Consider the following 25,694-nt stretch of genomic DNA (forward strand, 5'->3'; position numbering starts at 1 on the left):
GCGGTGTCCCGGCCCCCTGACGGGGCCGGGACACCGCGTTTCAGCGTGCTCGGACCTACTCGCCCTTGCCGTGGCGCGTCCTGATCCCGGTGAGGTCCAGGTCCACGGAGAACGGGGCGTCCACCTTCATCCGCCCCCTGAAGATGCCGACGCTGGTGTAGGAGCCGGTCGTGGGTTCCAGTTCGAAGACATGCACCGCGGCGCGGCCGCCCTCGTTCTCTACCCGCCAGTAGTGGGGGATCTTGGCCCGCGCGTACTTCAGCGGCTCGGTCTCACGATCCCGGGAGACGGAGTCCGGTCCGACGACCTCGACGACCAGTACGACAGCTGTCGCGGGGACTCGGGTCCGTTCGTGGCTGCCCAGGGCGTCGCTCCGTACGACGGCCACATCCGGTTCGGGTCTGTTCTGCCGGTCGATGTCGACGGTGAACCTGCAGAACGCCTCGAGCTCGGGCGGCGCGGCGCTGTCGAAGTGCCGGGCGAAGAAGCTCATCGCGCGCTCGTGAAAGACCGAGTGCGGGCACGGAAAAACCGGACTCGCGTCGATCAGCTGGGTATGTGCCGGCAGGTTCGGGAGGCCGTCCAGATCATCAGCGGTCCATCCACCCTCAGGGGGGACCGGCCAGGCGGGCTCGGCGGCATGCGGTGCGGCGTTCATCGCTCCCGCAGGAGGCAGTCTCGCCGGTTCATTCACACCGGCGGGCGGATACGGACGAGTCTCCCGCGTACGTGTGAACGACTGTCGTGCCGGTGACCGGGGGTGATGGGGCCGGCCTGTGGACAAGTCCGGGGGTGTCCGTGCGGGCCCCTATCGTGGAGGCAGTGGTCGAGGAGCGAGGTGTGGGGGACGAGGCGATGGGTGGGACGGATGGTGTCATCGACATGTCAGTGACGGAGAGCGAGGCGCTGGCGACGCTGCGCCGGGTCTTCGGGTACGAGGACTTCCGGGGCGAGCAGGAAGCGGTCGTCGAGCATGTGGTGGCGGGCGGCGACGCCGTCGTGCTCATGCCCACCGGTGGCGGCAAGTCGCTGTGCTACCAGCTTCCGTCCCTGGTCAGGCCCGGTACGGGCGTCGTGGTGTCGCCGCTCATCGCGCTGATGCAGGACCAGGTGGACGCGCTGCGGGCGCTGGGCGTGCGCGCCGGGTTCATGAACTCCACGCAGGACTTCGACGAGCGCCGGGTGGTCGAGGCGGAGTTCCTGGCCGGCGAGCTCGACCTGCTCTACCTGGCACCGGAGCGGCTGCGCCTGGACACCACACTCGACCTGCTCTCCCGCGGCAAGATCTCCGTCTTCGCCATCGACGAGGCGCACTGCGTGTCCCAGTGGGGCCACGACTTCCGCCCCGACTACCTGGCGCTGTCACTGCTGGGCGAGCGCTGGCCGGACGTGCCGCGGATCGCGCTCACCGCGACGGCCACCCACGCCACGCATCAGGAGATCACCCAGCGGCTGAACATGCCGGGGGCCCGGCACTTCGTGGCCAGCTTCGACCGGCCCAACATCCAGTACCGGATCGTCCCCAAGGCCGACGCCAAGAAGCAGCTGCTGACCTTCCTTCGCCAGGAGTACCCGGGCGACGCGGGCATCGTGTACTGCCTGTCGCGCAACTCGGTGGAGAAGACGGCCGAGTTCCTCACCCGCAACGGCGTCGAGGCGGTGCCGTACCACGCGGGCCTGGACGCGGGCACCCGCGCGGCGCACCAGTCCCGCTTCCTGCGCGAGGACGGCCTGGTCGTGGTCGCCACCATCGCCTTCGGCATGGGTATCGACAAGCCCGACGTCCGGTTCGTCGCCCACCTGGACCTTCCCAAGTCCGTGGAGGGCTACTACCAGGAGACGGGCCGCGCGGGCCGGGACGGCCTGCCGTCGACGGCCTGGATGGCCTACGGCCTGAACGACGTCGTACAGCAGCGCAAGCTCATCCAGTCCGGTGAGGGCGACGAGGCGTTCCGCCGCCGGGCCCAGGCCCACCTGGACGCGATGCTCGCCCTGTGCGAGACGGCCCGGTGCCGCCGCGGCCAGCTCCTCGCCTACTTCGGCCAGGAACCGGGCGCGGCCGGCTGCGGCAACTGCGACACCTGCCTGACCCCGCCCGAGACCTGGGACGGCACGATCGCGGCCCAGAAGGTGCTGTCGACGGTGGTGCGGCTGAAGCGGGAGCGGGGGCAGAAGTTCGGCGCGGGCCAGATCATCGACATCCTGCTCGGCAAGCGCACCGGCAAGGTGATCCAGTTCGACCACGACCAGCTGTCCGTGTTCGGCATCGGCGACGAGCTGACCGAGGGCGAATGGCGGGGTGTCGTACGGCAGCTGCTGGCACAGGGGCTGCTCGCCGTCGAGGGCGAGTACGGCACGCTGGTGCTGACCGACAGCAGCGGGTCGGTGCTGCGGAGGGAGCGGGAGGTGCCGCTGCGCAAGGAGCCGAAGAAGCCGGCCGCGTCGCGGGCTTCGGCCGCCCGGGACGACCGCAAGCCCAGGGCGACGGCGGCCGAGCTGCCCGAGGAACTGCTTCCCGCCTTCGAGGCCCTGCGCGCCTGGCGCGCCGAACAGGCCCGCGAGCAGGGCGTCCCGGCGTACGTCATCTTCCACGACGCCACGCTCCGGGAGATCGTCACGATCTGGCCGACGTCCGTGGCACAGCTCGGCACGGTCGGCGGCGTCGGCGAGAAGAAGCTGGCGACGTACGGGGAGGGCGTGCTCGCGGTGCTGGAGTCGCTGGCCGGCCCGTCCGGCGACTCCGCCGCGGTCGGCACGGGGACGGCCGGATCAGGAACGGCCGGGACAGGGACGGCCGGCGTGGGCGAGCCGGAACCGGTGGAGGGCCTGCCCGAGCCGGAACCGGACGACTGGATATAGCCGCGCCGCGCCGGTCACGGCGAGGGGCCGCTGCTCAGCCCAGTGCCGTCAGGCCGGGGGCGAACGTGATCAGGAGCGGGAGCAGCGGCACCAGGGCCGCGACCGCCGTGGTCAGCGCCCGGCGCCTGCGGTCCAGCCGCGGCGGGGGCTCCAGCAGGCGGTCCACCCGCTCGCTCAGCAGCCGGTTGCTGGAGGCGCAGGACAGTACCCCGCGGTGCTGGTTGAGCTCGATCAGGGCGAGGGCCGTGGTGAGGTGGCCGTGGCGGCGGGAGGCCGAGTCGTCGGCGGCCAGTTCGACCAGGCGGTGGGTCTGCTCGCAGAACTGCGTGAACAGCGGGATGTGCGGGAAGCCGGTCGCCAGCGCGGTCGACAGGTGCAGCAGCCAGTCGTGGTGGGCGCGGGCGTGGCCGCGCTCGTGCGCGAGGACGGCGTCGAGCTGGTGGCCGGTGAGCCGGTGCAGGGCGCCGGTGGTGACGACGAGCTGGGGCGGGTGACCGGGCATCCACCAGGCGTCGGGGTACTCGTCCTCCAGCACCAGCAGCGGTCCGCGGGCCGACGGAAGGCCCGCGGGCAGATCGGGGGCGCGTTCGCGCAGGTGCGCGAGGGCCAGGCCGCGCCGGCGGCGGGCCTCGACGAGCTCGCGGGCGAGCATCGCGGTGGTCCAGGCGGCGCCGCCGGCCAGCAGCAGGGTGAGGCCGGCGGCCCAGACCGGCGCCACCGAAAGGTCGTAGGCGGCCGTCACGGCCGGCGGCGCGGGGGCGAAGACCCGGTCGTGAACGGTGCCGAAGACGGCCGCGGTGCCCAGCACGAGCCCCGCGAGGCAGCACAGCAGGACGGTGGCGACCAGGCACTGCCACACCCACAGCGCGACGACGGGCTCCCGTTCGGGCCACCCCGCCCGGGCCAGTGTGCGGGGGACCGGCACGGCGAGCGTCAGTGCGACGGCGCTCAGCAGGAGCAGGCAGGCGGTCATGCCTCGGACTCCGGATCCTCGTCGGAGGTGGGCGGGTGTCGGGGTCGTGCGGTGGAGCGGTGCTGTGCGGCCGGCCGGCGCGCCGGGCGCGCACGGCCTGCCGCCAGTATGACGGCCACGGGCACCGGGAGTCAGGGGTCCGCCACCACCAAATCCCCGGCGTGGGAAGGGCCGCAGGGCTCCTCTCAGCCCGAGACGATCCGCCCCGTCACCTCCCCGAGCCCCACCCGCGTGCCGTCCGCGCCCGGTGCCCAGGCCGAGAGCGTCACCACGTCGCCGTCCTCCAGGAACGCCCGCTTGCCGTCGGGGAGCTCCAACGGCTCCCGGCCGTTCCAGGTCAGCTCCAGCAGCGAGCCGCGCTCGTGCTCGGCGGGTCCGCTCACCGTGCCCGAGCCGTACAGGTCGCCCGTGCGCAGGGACGCGCCGTTGACCGTCATGTGGGCGAGCTGCTGTGCGGCCGTCCAGTACATGGTGGAGAAGGGCGGCTCGGACACCACGTGGCCGTTGATCGCGACGGAGATCCGCAGGTCGTAACCGCCGGGCTCGTCCGCGGAGTCGTCGAGGTAGGGCAGCAGCGGGTGCGTCCGCCGCGGCGGGGCCACCCGCGCCTCCTCCAGTGCGTCCAGCGGAGTGATCCACGCCGACACCGACGTGGCGAAGGACTTGCCGAGGAAGGGCCCGAGCGGGACGTACTCCCAGGCCTGGATGTCGCGCGCCGACCAGTCGTTCAGCAGGCACAGCCCGAAGACGTGCTCGCGGAAGTCGCCGAGCGCGACCGGCTGCCCCATCCGCGAGGGCGCGCCCACCACGAAGCCGACCTCCGCCTCGATGTCCAGCCGGACCGAGGGGCCGAACACCGGCGCGGGATCCGTGGGAGCCTTCCGCTGGCCCGACGGGCGCAGCACGTCCGTGCCGGAGACCACCACCGTGCCGGAGCGGCCGTGGTAGCCGATCGGCAGGTGCTTCCAGTTGGGCGTCAGCGAGTCCTCGGCGTCCGGGCGGAAGATCTGCCCCACGTTCCGGGCGTGGTTCTCCGAGGCGTAGAAGTCGACGTAGTCCGCGACCTCGAAGGGGAGGTGCAGGGTCACCGAGGACAGCGGGTGCAGGAAGGGCGCGACGGTCTCCTGGTGGGCCGGCACCGTCACCCACGACGTCAGCGCGCGCCGCACGTCGGACCACGCGGTGCGGCCCGCGGCCAGCAGTGGGTTCAGGGTCGGCCGCGCGAGCAGGCCGGCGTACGGCGAACCGAGTGCCCGCGCCGCCGCCCCCGCGTCGAGCACGTGGTCGCCGAGCCGGACGCCCACGGTCCTCTCCGATGACCCGGCGCGGGAGAAGACGCCGTAGGGAAGGTTGTGCGGACCGAAGGGGTCGCCCTCGGGGACCTCGAAGGGGGGCATGGGTACTGCCTTCCTTTCCGGAATTCCATGTGATCGGGCCACACGTTACGGGGGCGTCGCATGTCTTGGGCAGTGTCTAAAGAGTTTGCAATGTCCGAATTGGCCTTGTGGGAGGGGGCAATTCCGGCTTAGCGTCCTCTGGGGACGCGGACGGGGTGGGTCCGCTCCATAGGGGGGACACGTGGGGGGACCCGTGGCCAGGAATGCCGTCAGTGTGCCTTTCCGGGCCGACCGTGAGGTCCCGGGCCTGATCGTGAAGTTCGGCGACTACCCGCTGCACCACGGCGGGGTGGGCGCGATCCGCAGCCTCGGCCGTCTGGGCGTGCCGATGTACGCGATCACCGAGGACGCCTACACACCGGCGGCCTCGTCCCGTTATCTCAAACGCGCGTTCGTCTGGCCGACCAGGGGCACGGAGGGCGCGGACCGTCTGGTGGAGGGCCTGCTGCGGATCGGCCGCCGCATCGGCCGGCCCACCGTCCTGGTGCCCACCGACGAGGAGGCCGCCGTCCTGATCGCCGAGCACCAGGGCGAACTCGAAGGCCACTTCCTCTTCCCGCCCGTCGCCCCCGGTCTGCCGCGGCGCCTGGCCAGCAAGCAGGGCCTGCACGAACTGTGCGTGGAGCACGGCATTCCGAGCCCCACGGCCGCCTTCCCGCAGTCGTACGACGACATCGTGGCGTTCGCCGAGAAGGCCCGCTTCCCGGTGGTGGCCAAGAACCGCGAGGCGTTCGTCCGGCGCAGCAGCCCCGCGGTGAACGGCACCACGAGGATCAACAGCCGCGAGGGCCTGCTGGCCCTGGCCCGGGACTGGGGCGAGCGGCCGGGCGTGATCCTCCAGGAGTATCTGCCGCGGGAGGAGGCCGAGGACTGGATCGTGCACGCCTACTTCGACCGGAACTCGGTCCCGCTCGCGATGTTCACCGGCGTCAAGGTCCGCTCCTGGCCGCCGCACGCGGGCATGACGGCGAACGCGTACGTCGTCGACAACCCGGAACTCGCCGACCTCGCCGCGCGGTTCATCAAGCAGATCGGCTTCACCGGCATCGTCGACCTCGACCTGCGTTTCGACCGGCGCGACGGGCAGTACAAGCTCCTCGACTTCAATCCGCGCATGGGCGCGCAGTTCCGCCTCTTCGAGAGCGAGTCGGGCGTGGACGTCGTCCGTGCCATGCACCTCGACCTGACCGGGCGGCCCGTCCCGGAGGGCGAGCAGCGCGTCGGCCACCGGTACGTCGTGGAGAACATCGACCTGCCCGCCCTGCTCGCCTACCGCCGCAGCGGCTACACCACGCCGCACGCGCCGGCGAGGGCGAGCGGCACGGAGCTGGCCTGGCTCGCGGGCGACGACCCGCTGCCGTTCCTCACGATGCTCGCCCGCTTCGTGCGGCCGGGCGCCCGGCATCTCTATCAGCTGTGGCGGACCAACCGCCGCGGCGGCACGACCGGTTAGGGCGGAGCACGACCGTGTGCGGGCGGCCCGTCCCGCCGCCCGAGCCGGCCCACGAAGTGACGTGAGTGCGTCCTGGGGAGGGACTTCGTGAACCAACCGGTGGCAGTCATCGGTGCCGGGCCGTTCGGCCTGTCCACCGCCGCCCATCTGCGCGCCCGGGGCATCCCGGTCCGCGTCTTCGGAGAGCCCATGGTCGCCTGGCGCGACCACATGCCCGCCGGGATGCTGCTGAAGTCGACCCCGGCCGCCTCCGGCATCGACTGCCCGCAGCGCGGCCACACCCTCGCCGACTACTGCGCCGCGGCCGGCATCGGACCGCTGGTGACCGACGAGGACATCATCCCGGTGGAGACCTTCATCGCCTACGGCGAGTGGTTCCAGCGCAGGCTGGTGCCCGAGCTGGAGGGGGTGCGGGTGGTGTCGGTCGACCGGCGGCCGGGCGGCGGCTTCGAGCTGAAGCCGGACTCCGGGGAGCAGTTCACCGCCCGAGCGGTCGTGGTGGCGACGGGCTTGTCGGGCCTGTCCCATCTGCCGCCGGAGCTGGCCGCGGCGGTGCCGGACGGCCCCACGCCCACCGGGCCGCTCTCGCACAGCTCCCAGCACCACGACCTCGGCCGGTTCGCCGGGAAGGAGCTGATCGTCGTCGGCGCCGGCCAGTCCGCGCTGGAGACGGCGGTGCTCGCGGCGGAGGCCGGCGCGCGGGTGCGGGTGGTGGCGCGGGGCCGAGGCGCGGTCGCCTTCGGCGCCCCGCCCTGGGAGCAGCCGAGGTTCCGGCCCGAGTCGCCGTTCGGCCGCGCCTGGTCGCTGTGGGCGCTGAGCTACCACCCGCAGCCCTTCCGGTACCTCCCGGCCGGGGTCCGCCACCATCTGGTCCGCCGGGTCCTCGGCCCGCTCGGCGCCTGGTGGCTGCGCGAACGCTTCGAGTCGGCGGTACCGGTCCACGAGGTGAGCGGCATCGTGCGCGCCGAGGTCACGGGCGGGCGTCCGGTACTGACGGTGCGCACCCTCGCGGGCGAGAGCCGGGAACTGGAGGCGGACCACGTCATGGCGGCCACCGGCTACCGCGTCGACATCGCCGCGATGGGCTTCCTCGGCCACGAGCTGCGCACCGGACTCGCGGTCAGCCGTGGCGCCCCGAGGCTCGGCGCAGGCTACGTCTCCTCGGTACCCGGCCTCTACTTCACGGGGTTGCCGGCGGCGGCCTCGTACGGGCCGGTGATGCGGTTCGTGTGCGGCACGGAGTACGCCTCGCCGCGGCTGGCCGCACACCTTGCGGTGGCGCACGGTTGAGGGCCACCTCGTCCGCGGTGCCGAAGCTCCCTCATCGGTAAGGGAGTTGAATGAAGGGAGCCGGGAGCACGGTGGCCGTCGCGGTCGTCCGGCTCCGGTCGAGTCGGCGGGCCGGGGCATCCGTATTCTCTGATCATGGCCGCCCTCGCATATGCCCTCATCGCCACCGACCTGGACGGGACGCTGCTGCGCGGCGACCACACCGTGTCCGAACGGTCCCTCGCCGCGCTCGCGGGGGCGGCGGCCGCCGGTGCCAGGCACCTCGTGGTGACCGGCCGGCCGGCACCGAGAGTGCGGGAACTGCTCGACGTCCTCGGCACCACGGGGCTCGCGGTGTGCGGGCAGGGCGCACAGCTCTACGACGCCGGCAGCGACCGCCTGCTGTGGTCGGTCACCCTGGACCGGGAGGAGGCCGAGACCGCGCTCGGCAAGATCGAGGCCGAGGTGGGGGAGGTGTACGCCGCGGTCGACCAGGACGGGGTCGAGGGGCTCACCCTCATCGAGCCGGGGTATCTCATGCCGCACCTGGCGCTGCCCGCCGTACGGGTCGATCGGCGCGACGACCTGTGGCGCGCGCCCATCAGCAAGGTGCTGCTGCGTCACCCGGTGCTGTCCGACGACGAGCTGGCGGAGGCGGCCCGCGGCGCGGTGGGTTCCCTCGCCACGGTCACCATGTCGGGCCCCGGGACCGTCGAACTCCAGCCATGCGGCATCACCAAGGCGACCGGACTGGCACTGGCCGCCGGACACCTGGGACTGGGCCGCGAGAGCGCCCTCGCCTTCGGCGACATGCCGAACGACATCCCGATGTTCCAGTGGGCCGCCCGCGGGGTCGCGATGGCCAACGCCCACCCCGAGCTCAAGGCGGTGGCCGACGAGGTCACGACGTCGAACGAGGACGACGGCATCGCCGTCGTCCTCGAACGACTGTTTGTCTAGTGCTGTGACCCGAAAGGTTCACCGGCTCGCGACGCCCGGCACGGCTCCCCCAAGCTCTTCGAGCAGGGGGACCCCCAGCCGCGTTGTCGCATCACCCGAGTACGTCCAGTACCGCGGGTCATGCTCCGCTGTGCGATGCTCCCCCACTGCCCGAACGGCGTGGGAGGTGCCCCCAGCACCGGACGCCGCGAGCTTCCCGGCAAACCTTTCCGGTCACAGCACTAGCCGGTCTGTGCGCCGGCCGCGGTCCGGTCAGTACGCGCCGAAGACGTTGTCGATGGAGCCGTACCGCTTGGCCGCGTAGTTGCAGGCGGCGGTGATGTTGGCGACCGGGTCGTAGATGTCCCAGGACGTGCCGTTCACGTGGTAGGCCCGGAAGGTCGGGTCGATGACCTGGAGCAGCCCCTTGGAAGGGATGCCCTTCTTGGCGTTGGAGTCCCAGAGGTTGATGGCGCGCGGGTTGCCGGAGGACTCGCGGATGATGTTGCGGTGGATCCCGTTGTAGGAGCCCGGGATGCCCTTCTCCGCCATGATCGCCAGGGAGGCCCGGATCCAGCCGTCGAGGTTGTTCGAGTAGCCGAAGCTCGCGGCCGTCCGGACGGTGGCCGGGGTCGCCGCGGACGCGGTCGTGGCGCCGAGCAGCGGCACGGCGAGGACGGCTGCGCCCGTGCCGGTGACGGCGAGGGCGCGGACGAGGCGGGCGGTGCGGGAAGAGCGGCGCTGACCGTTTGCAGGCATGGGGGAATTCCTCTCCGTCGCCTGCGAGGTGAGCTGTCGGGTTCGGGCTGGGAGGTGCCCGGCCGCGCCTTGAAGGGCGCGGCTTCACCCCTAGCCGTTCCGGTGCGGTGTACGCGGTACGTACGACGCCCGGCCCGGCGACTTACCTGGGTCCCCCGCTCCTGCCGTGGTTCATTGGGTCGTTGGGATTACGGGCGGCGGCAGGATTCGGCGTCCGCCCGTCGGTGCCGGGAACGTATGCGAGAGCACATGTCCCGAACAAGTGCCGGAATCACACATCGTCCTGTTTGACCTTGGTCTGGGGGGTATGTGGTGCTTGATCCTTTGCACCTGCCAAGGCTCAACTCGGCTGGGCGTAAAGGAAATGTGGAGGAATGTGAGAGATGGTGCGGACGGAAGGGGGTGTGTCCCAAGTCACGGCTCGGTCGACCGAAGAGCAAATACCACTAAAGAGAATTGAAACCCCAATAGGGGTGAATCGGACTTCATGTGTGAGTGTGCGTGGGCCATGTGGCCGACACGTGATGGTGGTCACGTCGGGTGAAGTGGCCTGGCCCGTATAGGTGGGCGATATCGGTGATCGAAACGTGACCGGATACGCTGACTTGAGTGAGGGCAGCGACCTATCGACAAACCGTGTAATCCCCAGCAGACACCAGCAGACAGGAGACCCCTCGTGACCGTCGTCGGGCCATTCGGGCTGAGCGTGCGGGACCAGGCTCTCGAAGCCGATGTCCAGGCCGGATTGGCGGCTGTCGAGGAAGGGCTGCTCGAAGCCACCAAGAGTGAGGTCCCGTTCATCACGGGCGCCGCCCAGCATCTCGTCAGGGCGGGCGGGAAGCGGTTCCGGCCACTGCTCGTGATGCTCGCGTCCCGGTTCGGGGATCCGTACGCGCCGGGGATCGTGCCCTCGGCCGTGGTGGTGGAGCTGACCCACCTGGCGACGCTGTACCACGACGACGTGATGGACGAGGCCGCCGTGCGCCGCGGGGTGGCCAGTGCCAACACCCGCTGGGGCAACTCGGTCGCGGTCCTGACCGGCGACTTCCTCTTCGCCCGCGCCTCGCAGATCCTCGCCGACCTCGGCCCGGAGGCCGTGCGGGTGCAGGCCGTGGCGTTCGAGCGGCTGGTCACCGGGCAGATCCTGGAGACGGCGGGCCCGCAGGACGGCCGGGACCCGGTCGACCACTACCTGGACGTGCTGGGCGGCAAGACCGGGTCGCTGGTGGCGGTGTCGTGCCGGTTCGGCGCGATGATGTCCGGCGCCGACGAGACGGTCGTGGACGTGCTGACGCAGTACGGCGAGCGGCTGGGCGTCGCCTTCCAGCTGGCGGACGACGTCCTGGACATCGCCTCCGACTCGCACGAGTCGGGCAAGACGCCCGGCACCGATCTGCGCGAGGGCATCGCCACCCTGCCGGTGCTGCGGCTGCGCGAGCGCGCGGCCCGGCTGGGGCTGGCCGAGGACATCGCCCTGTGCGAGCTGCTGGACTCCGACCTGAGCGACGACGCGCGGCACGCGGAGGCGCTGGCGGCACTGCGGGCGCACCCGGCGCTGGAGCAGGCCCGCCGGGACACCGTGCGCTACGCCGAGGAGGCGCGGGCCGCGCTGGCGCCGCTGCGGGAGTGCGAGGCGAAGGCCGCACTGCTTCAGCTGTGCGACGCGGTGGTGCACCGGGCCGGCTGACGCCCGTCCGGTTCCGCGACCTCACCGGCCGCCCCCGCCGGGCGGCCCCTTCGAGCGGCGCTCCCCACGTCTACCCCTACGGGGTGGGGGAGGCGTCGCCCTTTGTGTGTCATACCGCAGGCGTACACGGAGTTGGCTCCGGGGTCTGACGCTTCCGCCCCGCCGATTTGGTCAGATGGAAACCACGGACCACACCACTCCTCACCGATCTGGGTGAGAATGGCGGCTGAGGGTGACACCCCAGTGCAGAAGGACAGCCGCCGCCGATGACGGAGGTAGGGCACACATGGCACCGAACGAATCCGAAGCCGACGACCTGAGCACGGGGCGCCGCAAGGCCGCGCGCTACGTCGTCCCGGTCACGGTGGTGGGGGTGGCGGCGGCGACCATCGGGCTCGTCCCCGCGCTCGCCGCGTCCGGCGACCCCGACCTGCCGAAGATCACCGCACAGCAACTCATCGAGAAGATCGCCAAGTCGGACGTCCAGCAGCTGTCCGGCACGGTCAAGGTCAGCACCGACCTGGGCCTGCCGAACCTCGGCGGCCTGGAGAGCGGCCTGGCCTCCGGCGCGGTTGGGGGTGGTGACGGTTCGTCGGCAGACCCGACGTCAAAGTTGCCCGAACTGGCCTCCGGAACGCACACCCTGCGCGTCGCCGCCGACGGCGAGGACCGGCAGAAGGTCTCGCTGATCGAGAGCGCCGCCGAGTACAGCCTCATCCACAACGGCAAGGACGTCTGGGGCTACGACAGCAAGTCGAACGAGGTCTTCCACGGCACCGCGGCCGACGGCGGCGAGAAGCACCGGGACGAGGTCCCCGCCACGCCCAAGGACTTCGCCGACGAGGCCCTGAAGGCGGTCGACGACACCACCTCGGTGAAGGTCGACGGCACCGCGCAAGTCGCCGGCCGCGACGCCTACAAGCTGGTCATCGAGCCGAAGCACGCCTCCGGCACCACGGTCGGTGCGATCAGCATCGCGGTGGACGCCAGGACCGGGCTGCCGCTGAAGTTCACGCTCACCCCGGCGAGCGGCGGCGCCGCCGTGGTGGACGCGGGCTTCACCCAGGTCAGCTTCGCCAAGCCGGCCGCCTCGACCTTCGACTTCACGCCCCCCAAGGGCGCGAAGGTCACCGAGGAGAAGGACGCCGCGAAGGACGCCGGGCAGGGCGCCGAGCGGAAGGCCGGCCCGGACCGGCAGTTCCACGAGCCCGGCGCGTCGCACAAGGACCCGGCCGAGAACGGCCCGAAGGTCCTCGGCAAGGGCTGGAACTCCATCGCCGTGATCGACACCGGCAACAAGGGCGGCATCCCGTCGTCCTCCGGCAAGGGCGACCTGAGCGGGTTCCTCGGCTCGCTCGGCGACCAGGTCAACGGCAAGTTCGGCAAGGGCACGGTCTTCTCCACCCGCCTGGTCAACGCGCTGATCACGGACGACGGCAAGGTGTACGTCGGCGCCGTCACCAAGGACACACTGGTGAAGGCGGCGAACACCGGGCAGTAAGGACACGACGGGCACGAGGAATCGAGGGAGCCGATGGACGAGGGGGATGACAGCGTCATCCACACGCGCGGGCTCACCAAGCGCTACCGCGGCGGACAGCTCGCCGTCGACGGTCTCGACCTGACCGTCCCGGCGGGCAGCGTCTTCGGCTTCCTCGGCCCGAACGGCTCGGGCAAGACCACCACCATCCGCATGCTGATGGGGCTCATCGAGCCCACCTCCGGCACGGCGCGCGTGCTGGGGCGCCCCATGCCCCGGTCCTCGCGCACCGTGCTCCCGCAGGTCGGCGCGCTCATCGAGGGCCCGGCCCTGTACGGCTTCCTGTCCGGCCGGGACAACCTGCTGCGCTACGACGCCGCCGACCCGACCGCCGACCCCCGCACGCGGCGCGCCCGGGTCGCCGCCGCCCTGGACCGGGTGGGCCTGACGGCCGCGGCGGGCAAGAAGGCCAAGGCCTACTCCCTGGGCATGAAACAGCGCCTGGGGCTGGCAGCCGCGCTGCTCCAGCCGCGCAGACTGCTCGTCCTGGACGAGCCGACCAACGGTCTCGACCCGCAGGGCATGCGCGAGATCCGCTCCCTGGTCCGGGAGTTGGCCTCCGACGGCACGACCGTCTTCCTCTCCTCCCATCTGCTGGACGAGATCGAGCAGGTGTGCACCCACGCGGCGGTCATGGCGCGGGGGCGGCTGATCACCCAGGGAGCCGTGGCGGAACTGGCCGCCGGAGCGCGCGGCCGGCTGGTGGTGATCACGCCCGACACGGGGGAGGCGGCCCGGGTGCTGAAGGAACAGGGCGCCGGCGACGTCGTCGCGGGCGAGGACCGGGTGTCCGGCGACCCACCGCAGCGCGACCTCGCCGACGTGAACGCCGCACTGGTGACGGCGGGCGTCCGCGTACGAGGTTTCGGGGTCGAACGGGCCTCGCTGGAGGACGCGTTCGTGGCACTCACGGGGGAGGGCTTCGATGTCGCGGGCTGAGGTGTCGCCGAGGCAGGCCGCGGACGTGGGCGTGCGCGCCCCGCGCGGGCTGTGGACCTTCGGGCTGCTGCGCAGCGAGCTGGTGACCACCTTCCGGCGCTGGCGCACCCTCGCGCTGCTGGGCGTGCTGGCCGGTGTGCCGGTCCTGGTCGGGGTGGCCGTCAGGATCGAGACGAGGGACGGCTCGTCCGTCGGCGGCGGGGGCGGCGAGGGTCCGGCGTTCATCGCGCAGGTCACCAACAACGGGCTGTTCCTGGTCTTCACCGCGCTGGCCGCCACCCTGCCGTTCTTCCTGCCGATGGCCGTGGGCGTGATCGCCGGCGACGCCGTCGCCGGGGAGGCGAACGCGGGCACCCTGCGCTATCTGCTGGTCGCCCCCGCCGGCCGCACTCGCCTGCTGCTCGCCAAATACGCCACGACGATGGCCTTCTGTCTGGTCGCCACCCTCGTGGTCGCCGTCTCGGCGCTCATCGTGGGCGCCCTGCTGTTCCCGCTCGGCGATCTGACGACCATCTCGGGCACGCGGATCAGCTTCGCCGACGGACTCGGCCGGGCGCTGCTGATCGCCCTCGTCGTCGCCGCGTCCCTGATCGGACTCGCCGCCCTCGGCCTGTTCGTCTCGACACTGACCAACAGCGGGATCGCCGCGATGGCCACGACCGTGGGCCTGCTGATCACCGTTCAGATCGTCGACCAGATCCCCCAGCTGCACGCGATCCAGCCGTACCTCTTCCCCCACTACTGGCTGTCCTTCGCCGACCTCATGCGCGAGCCGGTCTACTGGGACGGCCTGGTGAAGAACCTGGAGTTGCAGGCCCTGTACGCGGCGGTGTTCGGCTCGGCGGCCTGGGCACGGTTCACGGCGAAGGACATCACGGCGTAGGGACCGACCGCGCGCTCCCCGCCCCGGTGAGACGGGCCAGCGGTTCACTCTCCCGCGGCGGCGTTCCGCTCAGGTCGCCCAGCCGCCAGGCCTCCACCCACGGGACGCGGTAGACGTCGATCACGGACTCGATCGGCTTCACCCGCTGGGCGAGCCGCCGCGGCAGCCGGCCCGGCGCGTCCGCGACGAGCACCACGGCGTCCAGGTCGAGTCCGGCGGGCGCCTCGCCCCCGCGGAACACCTCGAGGGCCCGGGTGACGGCGTCCAGCCCGGCCGCGTGGGTCCTGGCGACCAGCAGCACCGACTCCGGAGCGCCGGGCCCCGGCCAGGCGCGTCCGCAGTCGTGACCGCCGTAGACGGCCGCGAGCGTGGTCGTGCCCGCGCCGCCGTGGGTGGCCAGCCAGGAGAACCGGCGGGGCGTGACGGGTCGGCCGGCGGGCCGTTCCGGCCCGCTCTCCCACCCACCCTCGGCGCGGGCGTCGGTCACCGGCCCGCGGACCCAGATCTCCGGTCCCTGTCGTACGTCTGTCCGCATGGCTGTCCCCCTCCCGCGTCATCCCGACGATCCTTGCCCGCGAAACGTTACCCGCGTCACAGGAGTGCGGTTCCTGGTGCGAGTCTGTGACGTCGTGGTGACGCGGGGAGGGCAGGCGGGCGGAGAGACTCGAATGTACGCGAACGACCGGATGGCACTCATCCGAGTGAGGGAGCCGATGTCTCGACTGAGCCGCGGGAAGAAACGGGAACACGAGCGCGCCGCGCGGCCGGCGGCACCCGTGGCGACGCCGGTCGCCGTCCATGTGCCGGCGGACGGCTCCGGGGCCTCGGTCGGCGGCGTACCGGTCCACCCGGCTCCCGGCGAGGAGATCCAGCAGGCCGTCCTGAGCCACCTCCACCGCATCGCCCTCGCCTCCGGCCACCCCGTCCTCGCCACGGTCACCGACGAGCGCATCGGCTACGTCGTCCCCCTCCAGGTCCACACCGACGGCTCCAGCACGTTCGCCGCGGAACCCCTGCGCACGGCACCGCCGGACCCACCGGCCGACGCACCCCGGCCGGGCCCGGCCCCGCGATCGGAGGACGACAGGGGGACGCACGTACTGAGGCAGGCCCCGGACCCTGCCCGCGAGCCCGACACGGTGCCGCCCTCCCTGCCGCCCGCCCCCGCGTTCCCACCGCCCGCGCCGCACAGCGAGCCCAGGACCGGCGGCGGTACGCCGTACGGCGAGAGTGCGCCTGTTTTCCCGATGTGTGGGGTTCCGGAGTTGTCGGCGCCGTCCGCTGAGGGGGGTCCTGTGTTTCCTGCGGGGGAGTTGCCGGGGTCCGGGTCGGATGGTGGGCCTCGGGTCGGTGGCGGTACGTCGTACGGCGAGAGTGCGCCTGTTTTCCCGATGTGTGGGGTTCCGGAGTTGTCGGCGCCGTCCGCTGAGGGGGGTCCTGTGTTTCCTGCGCGGGAGTTGCCGGGGTCCGGGTTGGACGGTGGGCCTCGGGTCGGTGGCGGTACGCCGTACGGCGAGCGCGCGCCCACTTTCCCGATGCGGGCGGTTCCCGAGCCGCAGGTGCCGTCCGCCGAGGCGGCGCCGACGTTCGTGCTGCGGGCGCTGCCGGAACCGGCGGGTGACACGCCCCTCGGTACGGCCGTCGCGCCCACGGGGGTGTTCGGCCCGCCACCGGTGATGGACGCGAGCCCGGCCGACGTCGACGCGCGGCCGGAACCGGCCGCGCCCGGCGACCACGCCCCCGCGCCCGGCGCCCCCGCGTCCGCCGCGACTCCGTACCGGCATCAGCGCCGGCGCCAGCGCCCGGCCCCCGACGCGGCCGACCTCGACCTGGACGAATCCGATCCCAGGCCCACCCCCACCCCCGCCCGCGGGTTCGACGCCGTGGCCGAGGCGGTGCTCGGGGAGGATCCCAGGACCGCGGCCGGTGAAGCGGGCGCCGTCCTGCTCGCGGAACCCCTGGCGCGGGTCAACGAGGCCGTGAAGGAGGGCCGGATCGAGGAGGCGGCGGCCCTGGCCGAACGCACCGTCGCGGACGCGTCCGGCACGCTCGGCCCGGAGCACCCCGAGGTGCTGCGGGCGCGCGAACTCACCGCGTACATCGCCTACTTGGCGGGCGATCCGCTCCGTTCCTTCGATATCTCCCTCGGCCTCGCCCGCATCCGCCGCCGCGCCGGCGACGCGGCGGCGGCCTACGGCGACGTGCAGAGCGCGGCCGCCGCCTGGCGCGCGGTCCGCGACCCCGAGCGGGGCCTGCGGCTCGGCCGCGACCTGATCGACCTGTGGACCGAACTCACCGCCGACGAGGGCCCCGCCGTCGACGACATCGAGCAACTGGAGTCCGCCCGCGCCCGCATGGGCCGCCTGGCCGAACGGGCCCGTGACGCGTCCCCGCCACCCCCGAGCTGACCCGGCGCCCTACGCCACGCAGAACACGTTGCCCTCCGGATCCTCCATCACCACCCACTCCCCGGCGGGCTCCCGCACATGCCGCAGCACGCGCGCCCCGAGCCCCTTCAGCCGCTCCGTCTCGTCCGCGCGCCGGCCCTCGCCGGGATGCAGGTCGAGGTGGAGCCGGTTCTTGCCGGACTTGGCCTCGGGCACCCGCTGGAACAGCAGCCGCCGCCCCAGGCCGGTGCCGCGTTCCTCGTCGTACGGGTCGTCGGGGTGCCGTACGCCGATCAGATCCCGGAAGGCCGGGCGGCCGTGGAACTCGACGGTGGCCTCGCCCGGCAGCGCCCCGAGCTCCAGCAGCCGTTCGACCAACGCGCTGTTGTCCTCGACCTCGTAGTGCAGCGCGGCGGCCCAGAAGTCGGCCTGTGCGTGCGGGTCGGCGGCGTCGATGACGAGCTTCCAGTGCAGTGGGGCGGGCGCGGCGCCCGTGGGTGTCCGAGTCATGCAACCAGTTATATTCGCGCGCTCGCCCCGGGGCTGGAACTTCAAAGGAAGAAGGTGCGGGCACACCGCGCCCGCACCACCCGCGGCAGCGGCTACGCGTCCACCGGGTCGGCCTTCGCCGCCGTCGCGGTCCTGGGGGCGGCGAGCCGGGCCCTGAGCCGTGCCGCCCGCCGGGCCGTGCGCAGCCCGTCCCAGGTCAGCAGGGTCAGGGCCAGCCAGACCAGGGCGAAGCCGGCCCAGCGCTCGGCCGGCATGGACTCGTGGAAGTAGGCGACGCCGAGCAGGAACTGGAGGACCGGGGCCATGTACTGGAGCAGGCCCAGGGTGGACAGCGGCACGCGTATCGCGGCCGCCCCGAAGCAGACCAACGGCAGCGCGGTGACGATGCCGGTGGAGGCGAGCAGGGCGGCGTGCCCGGCGCCCTCGGCGGCGAACGTCGAGGTGCCGTGGGCGCCCAGCCACAGCAGATAGCCCAGAGCGGGAAGGAACTGGACCGCGGTCTCGGCGGTCAGCGACTCGATGCCGCCCAGGTTGACCTTCTTCTTCACCAGGCCGTAGGTGGCGAAGGAGAAGGCGAGGCAGAGGGAGATCCACGGCGGGCGGCCGTAGCCGATGGTGAGCACGACGACGGCGGCGGCGCCGGTGCCGACCGCCGCCCACTGCACGGGCCGCAGCCGCTCCTTGAGGAGCAGCACGCCCATCGCGATGGTGACCAGCGGGTTGATGAAGTAGCCGAGGGAGGCCTCCACCACGTGCCCGCTGTTGACGGACCAGATGTAGACGCCCCAGTTGACGGTGATCACCGCGGCTGCGATCACGACGAGGGCCAGCCTGCGCGGCTGGCGCAGCAGTTCGCCGACCCAGGCCCAGCGGCGTACGACGAGCAGGGCGACGGCGACGAAGGCGAGGGACCACACCATGCGGTGGGCGAGGATCTCGACCGCCCCGGCGGGTTTGAGCAGCGGCCAGAAGATGGGGACGAGGCCCCACATCCCGTAGGCGGCGATACCGTTCAGCAGTCCTGTGCGCCGCTCACCCCTCGGCTGCTCGCTCACTGGTTCCTCCTTCGTGCCCGGCCGCGTGACGTGCGGCGGGCATCAAAGAAGGTAGCGCCACGCGCCCCCGCCTGTCATGTCCGTATGGTCAAACGGTCATGACGGGCGGGTGACGGTTTCCCCGGTGTCGCTCAGGCCCCGAGCGCGGCGGCGATCGCCTCCGAGACCGGGCTGGTGGGGCGCCCGATCAGGCGGGAGAGATCGCCGGAGGTGATGACCAGCTCGCCCTTCTCGATGGAGGCGTCCACGCCCGCCAGGATCGTGGCGAGCGGCCCGGGGAGCCCGGCGCCGGTCAGGATGCCCGCGTACTCCTCGACGGTGACCGGGTTGGACGTGATCCGCCTGCCGGTCTGCCTGCTCAGCTCGGCGGCGTACTCGGCGAGGCTCCACGCCTCGTCCCCGCCCAGCTCGTACGTCTTGTTCTCGTGGCCCTCGCCGGTCAGCACGGCGACGGCGGCGGCCGCGTACTCGGCGCGCGGGGCGGAGGAGATACGGCCCTCGCCGGCGGCGTGGACGACGGCGCCGTGCTCCAGGACGGGGGCGAGCTGCTCGGTGTAGTTCTCGTGGTACCAGCCGTTGCGCAGCAGCACGTAGGGCACCCCGGAGGCCAGCAGGGCCTCCTCGGTGCCGTGGTGGTCGTCGGCGAGGGCGGCCTTCAGGGTGCCGGGGGCGCTGGTGTAGGCGAGCAGCGCGACACCGGCGGCACGGGCCGCGTCGATGACGACCCGGTGCTGCTGGACCCGGCCCTTGTCGAACTCGTTGCCGGAGATCAGCAGGACCTTGTCGCCGGCCGAGAACAGGCCGTCGAAGGTCTCGGGCGCGTTGTAGTCGGCGACCGCGATCCGCACCCCGCGCTCGGCGAGGCCGGCGGCCTTCTCCGGGGTGCGTACGACGGCGGTGACCTGGTCGGCCGGGACCTTCTCCAGCAGTTGTTCCACGACGTGGAGGCCGAGGTGTCCGGTGGCTCCGGTGACGACGATGCTCATGACGGAAGTCTCCTTGTGGGGTGCCTGTGCACTAACGCTAGGAGATGCGCTAACTCTTGGAAAGTACCCACTTTGAAGTAAGGTACTGGCATGGCAGTAAGCGCTGGAGGAGGGGCAAGGGACGTCGTCGCCGACGCGGCGATGTGTCCGTACCGCCTGGTCCTGGAGCACGTCACCAGCCGGTGGGGCGTCCTCGTCCTGATCGAGCTGCTGGAGCGGCCCTACCGCTTCAGCGAACTGCGTCGCGCCGTCGGCCGGGTCAGCGAACGAGGCGTCAGCGAGAAGATGCTCGCCCAGACGCTGCAGACCCTGGAGCGCGACGGGCTGGTCCACCGCGACGCGAAGCCCGTGATCCCGCCCCGGGTCGACTACTCTCTCACCGGCCTCGGCCGGGAGGCCGCCGAACAGGTACGGGCGCTCGCTCTGTGGACCCAGGAGCGCATGGCGGACGTGGAGCAGGCCCGGCGGACGTACGACGAGGCCCGGCGGACACAAGACGAGGCCCGGCGGACACAAGACGAGGCCGGGCGGACACAAGACGAGGCCCGGGCCGCACGGACCTGGGCCTCGTGAGACGGAGCAGGCCGCTCAGCCGACGACCGTCCAGGTGTCCCCGCCGGCCAGCAGCGCGGCCAGGTCGCCCTTGCCCCGCTGCTCGATCGCCTCGTCGAGCTGGTCGGCCATCGCGATGTCGTAGACCGGGCGGTCGACGGACCGGAAGACGCCGATCGGGGTGTGGTGGAGGGTGTCGGGGTCGGCCAGCCGGGACAGCGCGAACGCCGTGGTCGGGGAGGCCGCGTGGGCGTCGTGGACGAGGATCTCGGACTCGTTGGCCGGGGTGACGTCCACGACGGACAGGTCGCCGGTGCGCGCGTCCCTGACGACACCGCGCTCGCCGTCGGCGCCGAAGCGGATCGGCTGCCCGTGCTCCAGCCGGATCAGAGCCTCCTGGGCCTGCTGGCGGTCCTTGAGGGCGTCGAAGGCGCCGTCGTTGAAGATGTTGCAGTTCTGGTAGATCTCGATCAGCGCGGTGCCCGGGTGGGCGGCGGCCTGGCGCAGCACCTCGGTGAGGTGCTTGCGGTCGGAGTCGATGGTGCGGGCCACGAACGACGCCTCGGCTCCGATCGCGAGGGAGACCGGGTTGAAGGGGGCGTCGAGGGAGCCCATCGGCGTCGACTTGGTGATCTTGCCGATCTCGGAGGTCGGGCTGTACTGCCCCTTCGTCAGGCCGTAGATCCGGTTGTTGAACAGAAGGATCTTGAGGTTGACATTGCGGCGCAGGGCGTGGATGAGGTGGTTGCCGCCGATGGACAGCGCGTCGCCGTCACCGGTGACGACCCACACGCTCAGGTCGCGCCGCGAGGTGGCCAGGCCGGTGGCGATGGCGGGGGCGCGGCCGTGGATGGAGTGCATCCCGTAGGTGTTCATGTAGTACGGGAAGCGGGAGGAGCAGCCGATGCCGGAGACGAAGACGATGTTCTCCCTGGCCAGCCCCAGCTCCGGCATGAAGCCCTGGACGGCCGCGAGGATCGCGTAGTCCCCGCAGCCGGGGCACCAGCGCACTTCCTGGTCGGACTTGAACTCCTTCATGGACTGCCGGGCCTGGGCCTTCGGCACCAGGGAGAGCGCCTCGGCCGTGCCCGTGCCTTCCGTGGACGTCTCAGCCATCGATGGCCTCCTTGAGAGCCGCGGCGAGCTGTTCCGCCTTGAACGGCATGCCGTTGACCTGGTTGTACGAGTGCGCGTCCACCAGGTACTTCGCCCGGACCAGGGTGGCGAGCTGGCCGAGGTTCATCTCGGGGATCACCACCTTGTCGTAACGCTTCACGACCGTCCCGAGGTTCTTCGGGAAGGGGTTGAGGTGGCGCAGGTGGGCCTGCGCGATGGACTCCCCGGCCGCGCGCAGCCGGCGCACGGCCGCCGTGATGGGTCCGTAGGTGGAGCCCCAGCCCAGGACGAGGGTGCATGCTCCGTTCGGGTCGTCGACCTCGACGTCGGGGACCTCGATGCCGTCGACCTTGGCCTGCCGGGTGCGGACCATGAAGTCGTGGTTGGCCGGGTCGTAGGAGATGTTGCCGGTGCCGTCCTGCTTCTCGATGCCGCCGACGCGGTGCTCCAGGCCGGGCGTGCCCGGGATCGCCCACGGGCGGGCCAGGGTCTTGGGGTCGCGCTTGTAGGGCCAGAACACCTCGGTGCCGTCGGCCGTCGTGTGGTTGGGGCCCTGCGCGAACTGCACGCTCAGGTCGGGCAGTTCGTCCAGATCGGGGATGCGCCAGGGCTCGGAGCCGTTGGCGAGGTAGCCGTCGGAGAGCAGGAACACCGGGGTGCGGTAGGTCAGCGCGATCCGGGCCGCCTCCAGGGCTGCGTCGAAGCAGTCCGCCGGGGTGCGCGGGGCGACGACCGGGACCGGCGCCTCGCCGTTGCGGCCGTACATCGCCTGCAACAGGTCCGCCTGCTCGGTCTTGGTCGGCAGGCCGGTGGACGGCCCGCCGCGCTGGATGTCCACCACCACCAGCGGCAGCTCCAGCGACACCGCCAGACCGATCGTCTCCGACTTCAGGGCCACACCAGGTCCGGACGTCGTCGTCACCGCGAGCGACCCGCCGAAGGCGGCCCCGAGAGCGGCGCCGATGCCGGCGATCTCGTCCTCGGCCTGGAAGGTCCGCACACCGAAGTTCTTGTGCTTGGACAGCTCGTGCAGGATGTCCGAGGCCGGGGTGATCGGGTACGAGCCCAGGAACAGCGGCAGGTCCGCCTGACGGGACGCCGCCACCAGGCCGTAGGCCAGGGCCAGGTTCCCGGAGATGTTGCGGTACGTGCCGACCGGGAAGGCCTTGGAGGCCGGGGCGACCTCGTAGGAGACCGCGAAGTCCTCCGTCGTCTCACCGAAGTTCCAGCCCGCCCGGAACGCGGCGATGTTCGCCGCGGCGATGTCCGGCTTCCGGGCGAACTTCGTCCGCAGGAACTTCTCCGTGCCCTCCGTGGGCCGGTGGTACATCCAGCTCAGCAGGCCCAGCGCGAACATGTTCTTGCTGCGCTCGGCCTCCTTGCGGGACAGGTCGAACTCTTTGAGGGCCTCGACCGTCAGGGTGGTCAGCGGCACCGGGTGCAGGTGGTAGCCGTCCAGCGAGCCGTCCTCCAGCGGGGAGGCGTCGTAGCCGACCTTCTGCATCGCGCGCTTGGTGAACTCGTCGGTGTTGACGATGATCTCCGCGCCGCGCGGCAGGTCGCCGACGTTCGCCTTCAGCGCGGCCGGGTTCATCGCGACCAGCACGTTCGGCGCGTCCCCGGGGGTGAGGATGTCGTGGTCGGCGAAGTGCAGCTGGAAGGAGGACACACCCGGCAGGGTTCCTGCGGGGGCCCGGATCTCGGCCGGGAAGTTCGGCAGCGTCGACAGATCGTTCCCGAAAGACGCCGTCTCCGAGGTGAAGCGGTCACCGGTGAGTTGCATACCGTCACCCGAGTCACCCGCGAACCGGATGATCACCCGGTCCAAGCGGCGGACGTCCTTCGTCCCGGCCGCCCTGCGCTGCTCTCCTACGACGGCTCCGTCGGCCTGCTCCGCTGGACTGCTGACCTGGCTGGTCACTGAACTGGACCTCCTTCGAGGCTGCTGTGTGGGAGCGGCCTTCCCGAAGACCTTCCCGGCTTCAACCCTACGACCGTGAGGGTCGCCTTCCCTGCATCGTTCGCATGCTGGACGCACCGATGAGACGGTTCGCACGGTCCGACACAGTGTCGGACGATCACGAGTTCAGATAGGTGAGCACGGCCAGAACACGCCGGTGATCCCCATCACTTTGGGACAGTCCGAGCTTGAGGAAGATGTTGCTGACGTGCTTCTCGACCGCGCCGTCGCTCACCACCAGCTGCCGGGCGATCGCCGAGTTCGTCCGCCCCTCGGCCATCAGCCCCAGCACCTCCCGCTCCCGCGGGGTGAGCCCGGCCAGCACGTCCTGCTTGCGGCTGCGGCCGAGCAGCTGGGCGACGACCTCCGGGTCCAGGGCCGTACCGCCCTCGGCCACCCGCACCACCGCGTCCACGAACTCGCGCACCTCGGCCACGCGGTCCTTGAGCAGATAGCCGACCCCGCGGCTGGAACCGGCCAGCAGCTCGGTGGCGTACCGCTCCTCCACGTACTGCGAGAGCACGAGCACGCCCAGCGCCGGGTGCGCCTTGCGCAGCTGCACCGCGGCCCGGACCCCCTCGTCGGTGTGCGTCGGCGGCATCCGCACGTCCGCCACGACGACGTCCGGCAGCGCCTGCTGGTCGTGCAGCTCCGTGATGGTCTTGATCAGCGCCTGGGCGTCCCCGACACCCGCCACGACCTCGTGTCCGCGGTCGGTCAGCAGCCGGGTCAGGCCTTCCCTGAGCAGCACTGAATCCTCGGCGATGACCACCCGCACCTTGTCCTCCACGATCCTCGGCCCCCCACAGCCTCGCCCCACGGCCTTCCGCACGACATGGTCCAGCATTCCAGTATTCGGACCGCGCCGCGCCCGGGCCAGGGGAAGTGTAGGGAGGCGACCACATGTTTCGGCCTGCCGCCGCGACCGGTGTGGCCGCGGCCGGCAGGCCGTCATCAGTGGATTCCGGGCGCGCTCAGCGCCGCCAGGGCAGCTCCGCCGTCACCCGGGTGGGTCCCCCGGACGGCGAGTCCACGATCAGGATCCCGTCCACCGCGTCCAGCCGCTCGGCCAGCCCGGCGAGGCCCGACCCCTTGGACACGTCCGCGTCGCCGACCCCGTCGTCCTCGACCTGGAGCATCAGCCGGTCCTCCACCCGCCAGACGTCCACCGAGGCGGACCGCGCCCCGCTGTGCTTGCTGACGTTCTGGAGCAGCTCGGAGACCGTGAAGTACGCGATCCCCTCGATGGCCGCCGCCGGCCGCTCGGCCAGATCGACCTCCACCCGCACCGGGACCGTGCAGCGCGAGGCCACCGCCGACAGGGCCGCGTCCAGGCCGCGGTCCGTCAGCACCGCCGGGTGGATTCCCCGCGCCAGGTCCCGCAGCTCCTGCAACGCGGTCTTCACCTCGCCGTGCGCCTCGTCCACCATCCGCGCCGCCGCCTGCGGATCCTCCGCCAGCTTCTCCTTCGCCAGCCCCAGATCCATCGCCAGCGCCACCAGCCGGGCCTGCGCCCCGTCGTGCAGGTCCCGCTCGATGCGCCGCAGATCCGCGGCGGCCGTGTCGACCACGACCCCCCGGTCCGACTCCAGCTCCACCACCCGCGCCGACAGCCGCGACGGCCCCAGCAGCCCGTACACCAGCACCCGGTCCACCATCGTCAGCGCCCGCACGATCCACGGCGTGGCCAGCGTGAACAGCAGCCCCACCAGCGCGGTCACCGTGATCTCGAACGGATTGTCCAGATAGATGCCGTGCCGGCCGTCGCCGTAGAGCTGGAGCCCGCCCTGGCCGGCCCACATCGGGAACACCCAGAACCACAGCGGATACGTCAGCAGGCTCCAGCCCAGCGTCCAGAAGACCAGCGAGACCGTGAAGGAGAACACCGCCCACGGGAAGTGCAGGATCGCGTAGAGCAGGGCCCGCCAGGAGGCGCCGCTCTTCAGCAGGGCTCCCGTCCAGGCCAGGACGCCCGGCTTCGTCGTCCGCAGCGGTTGCGGCTCGGCGACCTCCAGGCCGAGCAGACGGCGCGCCCGCGCCCGCTCCAGCACACCGAACAGGCGGCAGCCGCCCAGCGCCGCCGCCAGCACCGGGACGCCCAGGAATGTCACCAGCAGGCCCGCGCCCAGCGACACCATCGTCACCGTGTACGTGAACAGCATGATGCCGATCGGCAGGTTCAGCAGTACGTACCCGAACTCGCGCCAGCTGCGGGCCTCGAACGGCGCCCGCAGCCCGGCCGGCAGCAGGTGCCGTTCCCGGCCGGTGCCACCGTCGTGGAACCCGCCGCCCGCGCTGTAGGGCCCGTACCCCGGTGCGTCCTGCGATCGGTACTGGGTGGCCATCGGCGTCGTCCCGTCCCCTCGTTCCGTGTGTCCTACGGCTGTCCCGCCGTACTCCCAGAGTGCTCGGCCGCGGATGGCGGGACCA

22 protein-coding genes and 1 riboswitch are annotated in these 25,694 nt (G+C 71.9%); of the genes, 10 read left to right on the top strand and 12 right to left on the bottom strand.

What is annotated here, in order from left to right; translation table 11 throughout:
- Positions 1 to 55: 55 nt before the first annotated feature.
- Positions 56 to 658, bottom strand: coding sequence for a Uma2 family endonuclease (locus ACFY3J_RS15765; RefSeq protein ID WP_384176083.1), 603 nt, complete (start codon positions 656 to 658; stop codon positions 56 to 58).
- A 224-nt stretch (positions 659 to 882) separates the two neighbouring features.
- On the opposite strand from ACFY3J_RS15765, the gene recQ reads away from it, so the two are divergent.
- Positions 883 to 2,859 (top strand): DNA helicase RecQ, encoded by a 1,977-nt coding sequence (recQ, locus tag ACFY3J_RS15770; RefSeq protein WP_384176081.1) that lies wholly within the window; start codon positions 883 to 885, stop codon positions 2,857 to 2,859.
- Between the two features lie 34 nt (positions 2,860 to 2,893).
- Here the strand turns inward: recQ and ACFY3J_RS15775 are convergent, their stop codons facing one another.
- A complete protein-coding gene (locus tag ACFY3J_RS15775) occupies positions 2,894 to 3,832 on the bottom strand; it encodes a M56 family metallopeptidase (protein ID WP_384176079.1) in 939 nt (312 codons plus the stop codon).
- Positions 3,833 to 4,017: 185 nt separating this feature from the next.
- The gene (gene fahA, locus ACFY3J_RS15780) at positions 4,018 to 5,229 is read right to left on the bottom strand and encodes a fumarylacetoacetase (RefSeq protein WP_384176077.1); all 1,212 of its coding nucleotides are present in this window, start codon (positions 5,227 to 5,229) and stop codon (positions 4,018 to 4,020) included.
- A 214-nt stretch (positions 5,230 to 5,443) separates the two neighbouring features.
- Here fahA and ACFY3J_RS15785 point away from each other — a divergent pair, with 214 nt between their 5' ends.
- The 3 genes from ACFY3J_RS15785 (at position 5,444) to ACFY3J_RS15795 (ending at position 8,911) form a co-directional block, all read left to right on the top strand.
- Positions 5,444 to 6,682: an ATP-grasp domain-containing protein gene (locus ACFY3J_RS15785; protein WP_390841058.1), complete on the top strand. Its 1,239-nt coding sequence runs from the start codon at positions 5,444 to 5,446 to the stop codon at positions 6,680 to 6,682.
- Positions 6,683 to 6,769: 87 nt separating this feature from the next.
- A complete protein-coding gene (locus ACFY3J_RS15790) occupies positions 6,770 to 7,972 on the top strand; it encodes an FAD-dependent oxidoreductase (RefSeq protein WP_390841059.1) in 1,203 nt (400 codons plus the stop codon).
- A 132-nt stretch (positions 7,973 to 8,104) separates the two neighbouring features.
- Positions 8,105 to 8,911 carry an HAD family hydrolase gene (locus tag ACFY3J_RS15795; protein WP_390841082.1) on the top strand — a complete coding sequence of 269 codons (807 nt, stop codon included), beginning with the start codon at positions 8,105 to 8,107 and terminating at the stop codon, positions 8,909 to 8,911.
- A gap of 252 nt (positions 8,912 to 9,163) precedes the next feature.
- On the opposite strand, the gene ACFY3J_RS15800 is transcribed toward ACFY3J_RS15795, so the two are convergent.
- Positions 9,164 to 9,649 (bottom strand): transglycosylase SLT domain-containing protein, encoded by a 486-nt coding sequence (locus ACFY3J_RS15800; RefSeq protein WP_384176071.1) that lies wholly within the window; start codon positions 9,647 to 9,649, stop codon positions 9,164 to 9,166.
- Positions 9,650 to 9,654: 5 nt separating this feature from the next.
- A riboswitch (cyclic di-AMP (ydaO/yuaA leader) is annotated at positions 9,655 to 9,840 on the bottom strand.
- Positions 9,841 to 10,325: 485 nt separating this feature from the next.
- Here ACFY3J_RS15800 and ACFY3J_RS15805 point away from each other — a divergent pair.
- The 4 genes from ACFY3J_RS15805 (at position 10,326) to ACFY3J_RS15820 (ending at position 14,698) form a co-directional block, all read left to right on the top strand.
- A complete protein-coding gene (locus ACFY3J_RS15805) occupies positions 10,326 to 11,336 on the top strand; it encodes a polyprenyl synthetase family protein (RefSeq protein WP_384176069.1) in 1,011 nt (336 codons plus the stop codon).
- Between the two features lie 286 nt (positions 11,337 to 11,622).
- The gene (locus ACFY3J_RS15810; protein WP_384176067.1) at positions 11,623 to 12,837 is read left to right on the top strand and encodes an outer membrane lipoprotein carrier protein LolA; all 1,215 of its coding nucleotides are present in this window, start codon (positions 11,623 to 11,625) and stop codon (positions 12,835 to 12,837) included.
- Between the two features lie 33 nt (positions 12,838 to 12,870).
- The gene (locus tag ACFY3J_RS15815; RefSeq protein WP_384176065.1) at positions 12,871 to 13,815 is read left to right on the top strand and encodes an ABC transporter ATP-binding protein; all 945 of its coding nucleotides are present in this window, start codon (positions 12,871 to 12,873) and stop codon (positions 13,813 to 13,815) included.
- Positions 13,802 to 14,698: an ABC transporter permease gene (locus ACFY3J_RS15820; protein WP_390841060.1), complete on the top strand. Its 897-nt coding sequence runs from the start codon at positions 13,802 to 13,804 to the stop codon at positions 14,696 to 14,698. The genes ACFY3J_RS15815 and ACFY3J_RS15820 overlap by 14 nt, the downstream gene beginning before the upstream one ends.
- Here the strand turns inward: ACFY3J_RS15820 and ACFY3J_RS15825 are convergent.
- The gene (locus ACFY3J_RS15825) at positions 14,688 to 15,233 is read right to left on the bottom strand and encodes a DUF6668 family protein (protein WP_390841061.1); all 546 of its coding nucleotides are present in this window, start codon (positions 15,231 to 15,233) and stop codon (positions 14,688 to 14,690) included. The genes ACFY3J_RS15820 and ACFY3J_RS15825 overlap by 11 nt on opposite strands.
- Positions 15,234 to 16,233: 1,000 nt before the next feature.
- Between ACFY3J_RS15825 and ACFY3J_RS15830 the strand changes: the two genes are divergently transcribed.
- A complete protein-coding gene (locus ACFY3J_RS15830) occupies positions 16,234 to 17,106 on the top strand; it encodes a hypothetical protein (protein ID WP_390841062.1) in 873 nt (290 codons plus the stop codon).
- 9 nt (positions 17,107 to 17,115) lie between these two features.
- Here ACFY3J_RS15830 and ACFY3J_RS15835 read toward each other — a convergent pair whose 3' ends face one another.
- The 3 genes from ACFY3J_RS15835 to ACFY3J_RS15845 all read right to left on the bottom strand — a co-directional run bounded on the left by ACFY3J_RS15835 (position 17,116) and on the right by ACFY3J_RS15845 (position 19,636).
- A complete protein-coding gene (locus ACFY3J_RS15835) occupies positions 17,116 to 17,595 on the bottom strand; it encodes a VOC family protein (protein WP_384176057.1) in 480 nt (159 codons plus the stop codon).
- Between the two features lie 92 nt (positions 17,596 to 17,687).
- A complete protein-coding gene (gene rarD / locus ACFY3J_RS15840) occupies positions 17,688 to 18,587 on the bottom strand; it encodes an EamA family transporter RarD (RefSeq protein ID WP_384176339.1) in 900 nt (299 codons plus the stop codon).
- 194 nt (positions 18,588 to 18,781) lie between these two features.
- Positions 18,782 to 19,636 (bottom strand): SDR family oxidoreductase, encoded by an 855-nt coding sequence (locus ACFY3J_RS15845; protein WP_384176055.1) that lies wholly within the window; start codon positions 19,634 to 19,636, stop codon positions 18,782 to 18,784.
- Between the two features lie 90 nt (positions 19,637 to 19,726).
- Here ACFY3J_RS15845 and ACFY3J_RS15850 point away from each other — a divergent pair, with 90 nt between their 5' ends.
- Complete coding sequence (locus tag ACFY3J_RS15850) at positions 19,727 to 20,209, top strand: winged helix-turn-helix transcriptional regulator (RefSeq protein ID WP_384176053.1); 483 nt, start codon at positions 19,727 to 19,729, stop codon at positions 20,207 to 20,209.
- Positions 20,210 to 20,224: 15 nt separating this feature from the next.
- Here the strand turns inward: ACFY3J_RS15850 and ACFY3J_RS15855 are convergent, their stop codons facing one another.
- The 4 genes from ACFY3J_RS15855 to ACFY3J_RS15870 all read right to left on the bottom strand — a co-directional run bounded on the left by ACFY3J_RS15855 (position 20,225) and on the right by ACFY3J_RS15870 (position 25,609).
- Complete coding sequence (locus ACFY3J_RS15855) at positions 20,225 to 21,304, bottom strand: 2-oxoacid:ferredoxin oxidoreductase subunit beta (protein WP_384176051.1); 1,080 nt, start codon at positions 21,302 to 21,304, stop codon at positions 20,225 to 20,227.
- The gene (locus ACFY3J_RS15860; RefSeq protein WP_384176049.1) at positions 21,297 to 23,225 is read right to left on the bottom strand and encodes a 2-oxoacid:acceptor oxidoreductase subunit alpha; all 1,929 of its coding nucleotides are present in this window, start codon (positions 23,223 to 23,225) and stop codon (positions 21,297 to 21,299) included. The genes ACFY3J_RS15855 and ACFY3J_RS15860 overlap by 8 nt, the downstream gene beginning before the upstream one ends.
- 157 nt (positions 23,226 to 23,382) lie before the next feature.
- Positions 23,383 to 24,042 (bottom strand): response regulator transcription factor, encoded by a 660-nt coding sequence (locus tag ACFY3J_RS15865; RefSeq protein ID WP_301184424.1) that lies wholly within the window; start codon positions 24,040 to 24,042, stop codon positions 23,383 to 23,385.
- 196 nt (positions 24,043 to 24,238) lie between these two features.
- Positions 24,239 to 25,609 (bottom strand): sensor histidine kinase, encoded by a 1,371-nt coding sequence (locus ACFY3J_RS15870; RefSeq protein WP_390841063.1) that lies wholly within the window; start codon positions 25,607 to 25,609, stop codon positions 24,239 to 24,241.
- Between the last annotated feature and the right edge of the window lie 85 nt (positions 25,610 to 25,694).

It is taken from the genome of Streptomyces sp. NPDC001231, assembly GCF_042896885.1.
Classification (GTDB): Bacteria; Actinomycetota; Actinomycetes; order Streptomycetales; family Streptomycetaceae; genus Streptomyces.